Origin of the sequence: Paenibacillus agilis (genome assembly GCF_007786455.1) — a bacterium.
GTDB lineage: Bacteria > Bacillota > Bacilli > Paenibacillales > Paenibacillaceae > Paenibacillus_B > Paenibacillus_B agilis.
In genome coordinates, this window is the sequence record NZ_VNJK01000009.1 from 23,748 (window position 1) to 35,699 (window position 11,952).

Genomic DNA, 11,952 nt, shown 5'->3' on the forward strand with positions numbered 1-11,952 from the left:
TCATGAGACGGAGCACAACATGGTTGTTAGTCAATTGAATATGGCGATGATGATCGCAATCATATTCGTAATGATATAGGAGCATGGAGTCCCCGAGGGGGCTTTGCTCGTTATTTCTTGGTTGGTTACAGAAAGAGGTGCCTATCTTTGTTAAATGCACTCATGCAAGCATTATCTACTGAGAGCGATATGAATTCTATCGTATCCGGCGTTCGTGCCGGTATGAAAGAACAACTTGTATCTGGCTTATCGGGCTCTGCACGTCAAGTGATGATGGCTTCATTGGCAGAGCAGCTAGACCGTCCAGTACTTGTGGTGACACATAATATGTTCTCTGCACAGAAAGTAACGGAAGATTTACAAGAGTGTCTATCTCCAGACCAAGTCCTCTTATACCCTGCCAATGAATTGGTAGCGGCTGAAGCAGCCATTTCAAGCCCAGAAGTAATTGCCCAGAGAATTGAAGCAATGACACGCTTGGCGAAAGGTTTCCGAGGGATTGTTGTAACTCCTTATGCCGGGCTACGCAGATATTTACCAGCTAAGGAAGTAATGGCAAAGGCAGAAATGACGATTGCTGTTGATCAAGAACAGCCGCTTGAACAATTACTTTCATTTTTGGTATCAGTCGGCTATGAGCGTACAGAACGCGTTGAGTCCAAGGGTGAGATGAGTGTTCGCGGTGGAATATTGGACATTTATCCATACACCTCGGAATTGCCATATCGTTTGGAATGGTTTGATGATACGGTGGAGTCTATTCGTTCTTTTGACCCAACCGATCAGCGATCATTGGAAAAATTGGACCGTTTACTTATTACCCCTAGCAAAGAGCTAATTGGCGAACGCGGCCAGTTCGAACGGGCTGCTGATCGAGCAGCGCAATTACTGGAGGAGCAGCTTGCGAAGATGAGCGATCGTCAAGTAAAAGATCGACTGCGCCAAGAAATTCATCATGAGATCGAACGCTTACGTGAAGGTATGTATTTCAATGAGATGTACAAATATGTAACCTTGATGTATCCAGAAGGACATACGTTGTATGACTACATGCCTAAGGACACGCTGCTTATCATTGATGAGCCTGCACGCGTATTGGAAACGGCTAAGCAGCTAGAGCGGGATGAAGTAGAGTGGAATACTCATTTGCTTCAGCATGGCAAGACACTGCCTGCACTGGGGCTTGGGAAGTCTTCGGATGAAGTGTTGACGAAGAGACCATTCCAGACCATTTTCGTTGCATTGTTCCTTCGCCAAGTACCTAATACACATCCTCAAAATATCGTCAATGTCATGTGCCGTTCCATGCAGAACTTCCATGGGCAAATGAATGTGCTAAAAGCAGAGATGGAGCGTTGGAGAAAGTCGAATGCGAACGTCATTATTTTAGCTAATGGAGACGAGCGTGTAGATCGAGTTCGTCGGGTATTAGAAGACTATCAAATTCCTGAACCAACCATTATGAAGGGGAATTTGCAAAGTGGCTTTGAGCTTCCTTCGATCCATTTAATCGTCATCACTGAAGCGGAAATGTTCTCGCAGAAGCAGCGAAAAACAGTGCGCAGAACTGATGCCAAAGTAGATAATGCTGAGAGAATCAGAAGCTACTCTGAATTGAAGGTGGGCGATTATGTCGTTCATCACAATCACGGAATCGGCAAATATGTGGGTATAGGTACGCTTGAGATTAACGGTATCCATAAAGACTACCTGCATATTTTGTATGCTGGCGGAGATAAGTTATCCGTCCCTGTTGATCAGTTGCATCTCATTCAGCGTTATGTAAGCTCTGAAGAAAAAGAACCGAAGATCAATAAGCTTGGTGGTACGGAATGGACGAAAGTAAAAAATAAAGTTCGTTCTTCGGTTAAAGATATCGCAGATGATTTAATTAAATTGTATGCTTCAAGGCAGTCTTCACCAGGCTATGCTTTTGAAAAAGATACGTCCGAGCAGCAGCAGTTTGAGGATATGTTCCCTTATGACGAGACACGGGATCAAGTTCGTGCCATTGAGGAAATTAAGAAAGATATGGAGATGCCGCGTCCAATGGATCGTTTGCTGTGCGGAGACGTAGGATACGGAAAGACGGAGGTAGCGATTCGTGCTGCTTTCAAGTCAGCTATTGAAGGTAAACAGGTAGCTGTGCTCGTTCCTACAACAATTTTAGCGCAGCAGCACTACGAAACGTTCCGTGAGCGCTTTGCCGACTATCCATTCAACATACAGGTATTAAGCCGCTTCCGCTCTCGTAAGGAGCAAAATGAAACGATGAAGGGCGTTAAGTCAGGTGTTGTTGATGTCATTATCGGTACGCATCGCTTGCTATCCCAAGACGTTGTATTTAAGGACCTTGGCTTGCTGATTGTTGATGAAGAGCAGCGCTTTGGTGTTACGCATAAAGAAAAGCTGAAAAAGCTGAAAATGAACGTGGATGTGCTGACGTTAACGGCTACTCCAATTCCTAGAACGTTGCATATGTCGATGCTTGGTGTTCGAGATTTGTCTGTTATTGAAACACCGCCAGAAAATCGTTTCCCTGTCCAAACGTACGTTTTGGAACACAGTGATGCACTTGTACGAGAAGCAATTGAACGTGAGCTGGCGCGCGGTGGACAGGTGTATTATTTGTATAACCGTGTACAAGGGATAACACAAATGGCGGATCATATTAAAATGCTTGTTCCTGAAGCAAAAGTAACGGTCGGACATGGGCAAATGTCTGAACAAGAGCTGGAGAAGGCGATTCTTGATTTCTTGGATGGCGAGCATGATGTATTGGTAAGCACAAGCATTATCGAGACCGGTGTTGATATACCTAACGTAAATACACTTATCGTTCATGATGCTGATAAGATGGGCCTCTCTCAGTTGTATCAGCTGCGGGGCCGCGTTGGGCGCTCAAATCGGATTGCTTATGCGTACTTTACGTATCAGCGCGACAAAGTGCTAAACGAATTAGCAGAGAAGCGTCTCCAATCCATTAAAGAGTTCACCGAGCTAGGGTCGGGCTTTAAGATCGCGATGCGCGACTTGTCTATTCGTGGTGCTGGCAATTTATTAGGTGCAGAACAGCATGGATTTATTGCGTCAGTCGGCTTTGATTTGTACTCTCAAATGTTGAGCGATGAAGTGGCGAAGCGCAAAGCGGAGTTGGATGGCATTGTTATGGAGGAGCAGCAGGATTGGACAACGTTGATCGATCTGAACATTGATGCCTATTTGCCCGGCGATTATATTTATGATAGTATTCAAAAGATTGAAATATATAAAAAAGTTGCTGGCCTTTCTTCACTTGATGAAGTTGAGGGGCTGCGTGATGAGTTGGTCGATCGCTTCGGTGAGCCACCGCTTGCAGTGCTGCAATTGCTAGCTGTTTCACGCCTAAAATGGTATGCGAAGCAGTATGGCTTTGAAGCGCTGTCACAGCGTGGGGATGATGTGCAGCTGAAGGTACATCCTTTGGCAGAAGCGCGTCTTGATCGTAAGAAGATGGCTGCTTTAGCCACTGGTATCGACAGACGCTTCGTCGTAGACCAAAATGTCAACGGTCCAATTAAGTTGCAAGCTCGAGGCTACGATGGAATGCAGCTCTTGATGAAGCTAGAGCAATTGATGCAAGAAGCAAAAGATGCAATAAAATCGAAGGGAGAACTCCAAAATGTCACAAAATAACAAGAAACGTTCCTGGAAGGGAATGCTGATGACACTTACGCTTGTATTTGCGCTTGTCGTAACAGGCTGTGGAGCTGGTTCTGATAACAACGCTGGAGAGACTAAAGAAGGCACAAAGACAGAAGCTAAAAAAGACAACAGCAAAGTGGTTGCTACGTATGAGGGCGGCCAACTTACAGAAAACGAGTTCAATAAAGAAATTGCAATTCGCTCTATTTTCGATCCGCAATCTGCACAGTTGCTTCAAATTGAGCAATTCCGTGAGCATTTTGCAAAAGAAACGATCGCTTATAAGTATCTAGCTGAGAAAGCAACAGATAAAGCGAAAGAAGAAGGAAAGAAAAAAGCGAACGAGCAAATCGACGCAATTAAAAAACAGCTTGGTGATGAGCAGTTCAAAAAAATGCTTGAAGCTCAAAAAGTAACAGAAGCTGAAATGAGAGATTTCACAGCCCGTATTTTGACGGTTGTAGCAGATATGAATCAAAAAGTAACAGACGAGCAGTTGAAGGCTGAGTTCGAGAAAGTTAAGAAGGAAATGACTACAGCGAGCGTGCGTCACATTCTTGTACAATTCAAGCCTGAAGGCGGTAAAGAGCGTACAAAGGAAGAAGCATTGAAAATTGCTAAAGGGTATGAGGCTCGTCTGAAGAAGGGTGAAGACTTCGCGAAGCTTGCTGGTGAAGTATCCGAAGATGGCGGTTCTAAGGCAAATGGCGGTTTGTATGCTGATGCGCAAGTAGGCCAATGGGTACCTGCATTTAAAGAAGCTGCATTGACATTGGAGCTAAATAAAATTTCTGAGCCGGTTGAGACAGAGTATGGCTATCATGTTATGCGTGTCGAAAAGCGTACAGAGAAACAGTTTGATAAGTTGACAGAGGAAGAAATGAACATGGTGCGTGCAACTGCTGCTACGCAATACATGGACAAGTTCATGAAAGATGAGTTGCCAAAACTTATCAAGAAGCTTGAGCTTCCTCCTGTTCCACAGCCAGAGGCACCTAAAACTGAGGAGCCTAAGACTGAGCAGCCAGCTGATCAAAAAGAAGCTGACAAACCTGCTGCAGGTACAGAAGCGGACAAGCCAGCTGAAGAAGCAGATAAAAAATAGTTCTTTAGACCTATTAGTGAATAATTATTACTACATGGTTCTAAAAAATTCGACAGCCATCCTTCCTCGAAAGGGTGGCTGTTTTTTTATGCACAGAAGGGGAAATATAAATAAGCAACAAAATATCACCTAAAAATTGTCTACTCACAATGGACTAAAATACATTCCAGGTAAACACTCTATTGATTGAAATTGGTAACACTGTTGATTTATCGGTATAAAACTTACGTTATTTATGCAAGAATGTAAAAAAATCGTCCTCCAAAGGTGGACATTTTTGGGATAATCGAGTAAGATGTCAAAGGTGGATTTTTGAAAGGGATACTTGACCTATTTTCTGGTTTTTTCATAAATGATAGATGAATATGTGAAAACTTTTTGAAAACAGCAATGTTTTTTGTCGCACAGTGTCGAAAAATGTGATTTTATTTGTAACCTGGATCAGTTTCCCTACGTATTATGAAGTATGTATAAGAACATGGAGGCAGTTGAATACTATGGTCAGTTTAACAGTCCATATCGTTATCGCCTCTGATTACCAATAATACTTAAGCAAGTCCTAACCACACACATTGTGAAAGCGAGGCATATATGTCATGAAAGCTACTGGTATTGTTCGTCGTATTGATGATCTTGGACGTGTCGTTATCCCTAAGGAAATTCGTCGCACGTTGCGTATCCGCGAGGGAGATCCGCTTGAGATCTTCGTTGATCGTGATGGGGAAGTAATCTTGAAGAAATACTCTCCAATTGGTGAGTTGGGCGACTTCGCTAAGGAGTACGCAGAATCTCTTTATGAGAGCACAAACCACATTACACTTATTTCTGACCGTGACACTGTAATTACAGTAGCTGGCGGATCTAAGAAAGAATTCTTGGACAAGCAGATCGGTATGTTGTTGGAAAACTGCATGGAAAACCGTAAGACGGTTACAGAAACAAATGCTGGTTCTTATGAAATTGTAAAAGATAGCAGCGAGACGTTGTCTTCTTATGTTATCGCTCCAATTATCTCCGGTGGAGACCCAATTGGTACAGTTGTATTGATGAACAAAGACGAGTCCGTAAAAATGGGACTTATGGAACAAAAAATGGCTGAAACAGCTGCTGCTTTCTTGGGCAAGCAAATGGAACAATAAGATTCCACTTTTGAAACAGCCAGAAACACTCGTATTTGGAATGATGAGTGATTCAACCTATACTTAAGCAAATTAAACTCCTTGTCGTAAGCGAGCGCGAAGGCGCCAGCGTTAATACGACGGGAGTTTTTGCATTTTTGCATGTTACGAGCACAAATTCATGTATCTGTTAGAACGGATGATATGATGTGCATCGTACATGAAGCTCTTTAACCTAGTTTTGCAGAAGTATTTACATACGTGAACGTATAAAGCTGTCTGCACTAACACATCTTGAAGATAAGAACATATGCAGGTGAGAAATCGATCTTATTTGAATGACACTTTATCTCCTGGATTGGTGTCGTTGGTGGACGTGGGCGGTGTAAATGCTTATAATACTTCACGAAATGATTCGAACTTTATTAAAGGCGTGATTGGTCGTGAAGGAACAACAAACGGCCCAGACAGGGGTTGTTGTGCAGGGAGCCTTATTGCTTGGCTTGGCTACAGTAACCTCCAAGCTGCTTGGAACACTGCAGAAGATTCCACTGCAAAATATTGCGGGCGATGGTGTATTCGGTATCTATAACACGGTATACCCGTTCTATATTTTATTAACGGTGATTGCGACAGCAGGCATTCCTGTAGCAGTCGCCAGATTGGTTGCAGACACGGAGGCTGCTTATGATCGGGCAAGCTCGTATCAAATAGCTGCTGCCGGCCTTGTGATGATGTCTGTTACTGGGGTTGTTGGGTTCGTGGCCATGTATATGGGGTCAGGAACCATCGCGGGCTGGATTGGAAATACGCAAACCGAGGCAGCGATTCGTGCATCGTCTTATGCCCTGCTGATATTGCCGGTATTGGCGGTTCTGCGCGGGTATGATCAAGGTCGGGGTCGCATGGCAACAACGGCTGTATCGCAGGTTGTTGAGCAGACGGCTCGTGTTATCGTGATGATCATGCTGCTGCTTCTCTTATATCTTTATGAATCAACCGAAGCGAAACTGGCTGCAGGAGCTACCTTTGGTTCCTTTGCTGGTGCATTATTTGCATTCATTGTGCTCGTAATTGTAATGGGACGGAGAAGATGGAGAACCGTACAAGATATGCGTGCGAAAGGTAACCTTCATGCACCCACATTGCTGGATTCGATATCGAATGTGTCTGGTGTTTGGCTGTGGATGAAGCGGCTCGCATGGACGGCGCTGCCCATTTGTCTTGGAGCGGTTGTCGTACCTATGATGAATGTGGTAGATACGTTCACGCTTCCGCGCTTGCTGCAAGGAAGCGGAGTAAGTGAGCTGGAAGTGATGGAGCAGTTCGGTGTATATAGTCGGGCATTCCCATTGGTTCAGCTCGTGACGATGGTTGCTAGCTCGCTGGCCGTTGGCCTTGTGCCAGCGCTTGTTTTGGCTCGGCGGAATGGTGACGCCAAGCAGGTACAAGCCTTGACTGCGGCCGCGATGAAATGGACGTGGCTGCTTGCCGCTGCTTCTGCGGTCGGATTGACCGCCTTAGCGGCGCATGTGAACGCCGCGTTGTATATGGAGGACAAGGGTACGCTTGTATTCGTGCTCGTGTCCCTTACGGCGCTGCCAGGCGCCCTGCAGGCGGTGTGTGCCGCGATGCTGCAGGGTGTCGGTGCTGTTGTTGCACCAGCGCTGCATCTGTTAGCAGCGGCGCTGGTGAAGGTGAGCCTGAACGTCTGGCTGGTGCCGACGTTGGGCTTGGAAGGCGCGGCGTTGTCCGCGCTGGCATCGCTTACGGTTGCTGCGATGCTGGGAGCACGCTCGCTTGCGCGTGCAGGCGGCGCAGGCCCTAGCGTATGGGCACAGGGCCCAGCGCGCTTAGCGCTGGCGCTAGCCACCATGGGCGGCGCGGTGTGGCTAACGTCCACCGCAGTTGCCCACCTTTGCGACGGCGGCCGTGGCGGTGCTAGCGCCGCTACCGCTATAGGCGTACTGCTCGGCGCGCTGCTATTCGGCGCACTCGCAGTGACGCTGCGGCTTGTGCGGCCGGCTGAGCTCGCCGCACTGCCTAAAGTAGGCCAGCGTCTAGCTGCGCTGGCCACGCGCTTAACGCGCGACAAATAGGCTGTGATGCACAGCGCCACAGCCTAGGCATTTCAGCGCATGTAAGCGTAAGCTCAAGCGGAATGCCTCTTAAACGCCGCAGAGCTAGCGGCTGCGGCTTAACGCTTACTTGCTTTAAAATAGTTCGTACGCATCGTTATACGGTGCGCCACAGCTCTATATCTACTACCTTTAAGCCCTAGAAGGAGGCTGCATTCACGATGAGCGGACAATTGATCGCCGTCGGCCTAGGTTCCGGCGACGAGAGCCAGCTGACACTTGGCATTGCAAGGCAGCTGCGCGACGCAGCACATCTTTACCTTCGTACAGAGGACCATCCTGTTGTCGAATGGCTCCGTGCAGAAGGAATATCATATACAACCTTTGATAGCGTATATACAGAGCATGACAGCTTCCCAGCGGTGTACGACGATATCGCTGAGCGACTTATTGCGCAAGCGCATGCTACTGAAGGAACGATTGTCTACGCGGTACCGGGGCATCCGCGAGTTGCGGAGTCAACGGTCAGCCTGTTGTCTGAGCGCTGTCCATCACAAGGGATCGAATTAACTGTACTTGGGGGAGAAAGCTTCCTTGATCAAGCCTTTGTTCGACTTGGCTTTGATCCAATCGATGGTTTCCAACTACTTGATGCAACGATGCTAAATCCAGCGTCCTTATCTCCAAATTTGCATATCGTCATCGGACAGGTGTACGATATGTTTACGGCCTCAGATGTGAAGCTTAGTCTCATGGAAGTATACCCTGATGACTATGAGGTCGTTGTAGGACATGCTCTAGGTATACACGGTGCAGAGCAAATTCTTCGCGTGCCGCTGTATGAGCTGGATCGCGTAGAAGGATATGGGAACTTATCTCTTATTTATGTCCCGCGTACAGAAGATGAAGCAGTGCGCAATAGGACATTTGAACGATTACATGAAATCGTCGGCATTTTGCGCAGCCCAGATGGCTGTCCGTGGGATCAGGAGCAGACTCATCAATCGATTCGTAAAAATTTAATTGAAGAAACGTACGAAGTGTTGGAGACAATTGATGATGATGATCCGACTGCGATGCAGGAGGAACTTGGCGATTTGATGCTCCAAATTATGCTTCACTCCCAAATGGAAGAAGAAGTAGGAAGCTTTACTGTATATGACGTCATCCAAAGCTTGAATGAAAAATTGCTCTTCCGTCATCCTCATGTATTTGGCGACAAAACAGCGAATGACGCTGAAGCTGCGCTCAAAAATTGGGAGCAAATGAAGGCAGAAGAGAAGCGTTTGAAGGGAGCCGAGCAGGCTTCTGCGTCCGTTTTAGACGGTATACCGCGTGATATTCCAGCCCTTATGAAAGCTTACAAAATCCAGAAGAAGGCATCAAAAGTTGGATTTGACTGGGAACGCGTAGAAGATGTACTTGACAAAGTAGCAGAAGAATTGCAAGAATTGCGAGAGGCTATTCTTTCAGACGACACAAGTCAAGAGGATACGCTGCTAGAGCTGGGCGACTTGCTGTTCGCTGCTGTGAATGTATCGCGCTTTATCGAGGGAGATCCAGAAGAAGCCCTTACAGGCACGAATCGCAAGTTTGTAAAAAGATTTCGCTATATAGAAGAACAACTTCGTATAAACGGAAAATCTTTTGACCAGACTGATTTACTAGAAATGGAGAAGTGGTGGCAAGAGGCTAAACTGATAGAATCGTAATCCAAGCGAGCGCTGGCTCTTATAATTCCTTAATTTTCGTCAAATTTCGAAAAAGTGCCGTGCTTGGGGAGGAATTTACTAATTAAGCAAGAATACATACATGCAACGTATTTCATACTGCTTGTTAGTAAAGACGATTGCAGGTCTGCGGTTGCCGCAACGACTCTATTATTGATTTAAAAAATTGGGAGGCCAATAGACATGAACAAAACAGATTTGGTGAACAACATTTCCACGAAAAGCGGTTTGACTAAGAAAGACGTAGAAGCAGTATTGAATGGTTTCTTCGGCGAAGTAACTGACGCACTTGTTAAAGGTGACAAAGTTCAATTGATCGGTTTCGGTACATTCGAAACTCGCAAACGCGCTGGCCGTACTGGTCGCAACCCGCAAACAGGTAAAACAATCGAGATCCCTGAATCCACAATTCCTGCATTCAAAGCAGGTAACAAGCTTAAAGAAGCAGTTAAGTAATGAGACTCGATAAGTTCCTGAAAGTATCTAGACTCATCAAGCGACGGACTGTCGCTAAGGATGTGTCTGGACAAGGGCGCGTTGTGTTGAATGGCCGCGAAGCGAAGCCTAGCAGTGCCGTAAAAGTAGGCGACGAAATTATGGTTCAGTTCGGGCAGAAATACGTAACCATCCGTGTTGAACGTCTCCAGGAGACGACCAAGAAGGATGAGGCCGCTGGCATGTATACGCTGCTACGAGAGGAACCGATTCCAAAGCAAGATGACTTTGGATGGTAAATGAGTAAAGAATAGAGGCAATCGTGATGCTGTTGGAAGGCGGCTCACGGTTGCCTTTTTGTTATTATGAGATTAATCTGTAATAGGTTTTATATGGGGATTCCGAATCGAAGTACTTAAATTGATTGAGAGGGTGGGTAGCTTCTATGATCGACATCAATTATGATAAGCCCAAATCTTACTCAGCCGTCCTGTTTATACTGTGGTTTAATTTATTAGTTAGTGTTCTTTTCTTGTTGTTAGGGACATCCATTCTAATTCCGTATGAACAAGAAATATGGGGAGTGTTTCGCGAGGGATGGGTGTATGGTGCCTTTGGTATTTCATTTGAGCAATATCAATCTGAATTTTCTTATTACCTGATCCTGTTGATCGCTCCTGTTATCATTGCTGTAGGAACACTTTATGCTTCTCGAAAATCGTCGATTGCCCTAATCCTGCTCCTTGCGCTCTTATTTATCACCTCTGTTGGAAGAGGGTCGGAAATTTTTGTTATTATTGATTTTGTATCTCTTGCCTGTGCTGCAAGCAGATCATCAAGACAATATATTCGTAGCGTAAAGGTTAGAAAGGTAGCAGATGATTGCGAGGGTATGTTATACTGACCCTTACAACTTCATCAAATCCGTACGTATACGTACGGGAGAGGTTCGCAATCTCCCTCTATAAAAAACTAAGGCCACAGCTCTGGAAGGGTGAAATTTTTACTCAATTCCACGCTGTATTTGTTGACGTTTATTTAAGGAGATGTGCGATGCGCATCTCCTTTTTTGCGTTTACATAGCAGGTCTGCCTTTCACCGATTGAGGGAAACGAAAGGATGAGACAATCAAGATGAAACAAGACAAAGCGGTCGTCGTCTTTAGCGGCGGTCAAGACAGCACAACCTGCTTATGGTGGGCGTTGCAGCAATTTAAAGAAGTTAAGGCTATTTCATTCGACTATGGCCAACGGCATCATACGGAGCTGGCGCATGCAAGTCGCATCGCAGAGGAGTTGAACATTCCCCATCGTATTTTGGATATGTCCCTGCTTAATCAACTAGCCCCAAATGCACTTACACGCAGTGATATGGAAATTGAACATGAAGATGGGGAGCTACCGAATACATTCGTAGATGGGCGGAATCTTCTCTTTATCTCTTTTGCAGCTGTGTATGCAAAGCAGTTAGGAGCGAAGCATCTTGTCGTCGGTGTCTGTGAAACAGACTTTAGTGGCTATCCAGACTGCCGAGATGTATTCATTAAGTCGTTGAACGTCACGCTTAATTTATCGATGGATACGAACTTTGTTATTCACACACCGCTCATGTGGCTTGATAAGGCACAAACATGGCGTATGGCAGATGAATTAGGAGCACTCGACTTCGTTCGTGAAAAGACGGTTACGTGCTACGAGGGATTGGCTGGAGACGGCTGTGGAGAATGTCCAGCGTGCAAATTGCGTCGAGCTGGCTTGGATGCCTACTTGAACGAGCGTGACCAGGACCAGCAATGTGCGATA

At 45.8% G+C, this 11,952-nt stretch carries 8 protein-coding genes, 1 pseudogene and 1 riboswitch; all 9 genes and pseudogenes read left to right on the forward strand.

Going from position 1 to position 11,952, the window contains the following annotated elements; genetic code table 11:
- Positions 1 to 147 precede the first annotated feature (147 nt).
- Positions 148 to 3,675 carry a transcription-repair coupling factor gene (gene mfd, locus FPZ44_RS25680; protein WP_144995418.1) on the forward strand — a complete coding sequence of 1,176 codons (3,528 nt, stop codon included), beginning with the start codon at positions 148 to 150 and terminating at the stop codon, positions 3,673 to 3,675.
- Positions 3,662 to 4,789 (forward strand): peptidylprolyl isomerase, encoded by a 1,128-nt coding sequence (locus FPZ44_RS25685; protein ID WP_144995421.1) that lies wholly within the window; start codon positions 3,662 to 3,664, stop codon positions 4,787 to 4,789. The genes mfd and FPZ44_RS25685 overlap by 14 nt, the downstream gene beginning before the upstream one ends.
- A 596-nt stretch (positions 4,790 to 5,385) precedes the next feature.
- Complete coding sequence (spoVT, locus tag FPZ44_RS25690) at positions 5,386 to 5,928, forward strand: stage V sporulation protein T (protein WP_144995423.1); 543 nt, start codon at positions 5,386 to 5,388, stop codon at positions 5,926 to 5,928.
- Positions 5,929 to 6,350: 422 nt separating this feature from the next.
- Positions 6,351 to 8,006 (forward strand): putative polysaccharide biosynthesis protein, encoded by a 1,656-nt coding sequence (locus FPZ44_RS25695; protein WP_144995425.1) that lies wholly within the window; start codon positions 6,351 to 6,353, stop codon positions 8,004 to 8,006.
- A 200-nt stretch (positions 8,007 to 8,206) separates the two neighbouring features.
- Positions 8,207 to 9,697 (forward strand): bifunctional methyltransferase/pyrophosphohydrolase YabN, encoded by a 1,491-nt coding sequence (yabN, locus tag FPZ44_RS25700; RefSeq protein ID WP_144995427.1) that lies wholly within the window; start codon positions 8,207 to 8,209, stop codon positions 9,695 to 9,697.
- 201 nt (positions 9,698 to 9,898) lie between these two features.
- Positions 9,899 to 10,171 (forward strand): HU family DNA-binding protein, encoded by a 273-nt coding sequence (locus FPZ44_RS25705; protein WP_144995429.1) that lies wholly within the window; start codon positions 9,899 to 9,901, stop codon positions 10,169 to 10,171.
- Positions 10,171 to 10,449 (forward strand): RNA-binding S4 domain-containing protein, encoded by a 279-nt coding sequence (locus FPZ44_RS25710; protein WP_144995431.1) that lies wholly within the window; start codon positions 10,171 to 10,173, stop codon positions 10,447 to 10,449. The genes FPZ44_RS25705 and FPZ44_RS25710 overlap by 1 nt, the downstream gene beginning before the upstream one ends.
- 146 nt (positions 10,450 to 10,595) lie before the next feature.
- Positions 10,596 to 11,054, forward strand: a complete 459-nt coding sequence (locus tag FPZ44_RS25715) for a hypothetical protein (RefSeq protein ID WP_144995433.1) — start codon at positions 10,596 to 10,598, stop codon at positions 11,052 to 11,054.
- A 34-nt stretch (positions 11,055 to 11,088) separates the two neighbouring features.
- Positions 11,089 to 11,132: riboswitch (PreQ1 riboswitch) on the forward strand.
- 151 nt (positions 11,133 to 11,283) lie between these two features.
- A pseudogene (queC, locus tag FPZ44_RS25720) lies at positions 11,284 to 11,931 on the forward strand (7-cyano-7-deazaguanine synthase QueC); the annotation flags it as partial.
- Positions 11,932 to 11,952: the final 21 nt, after the last annotated feature.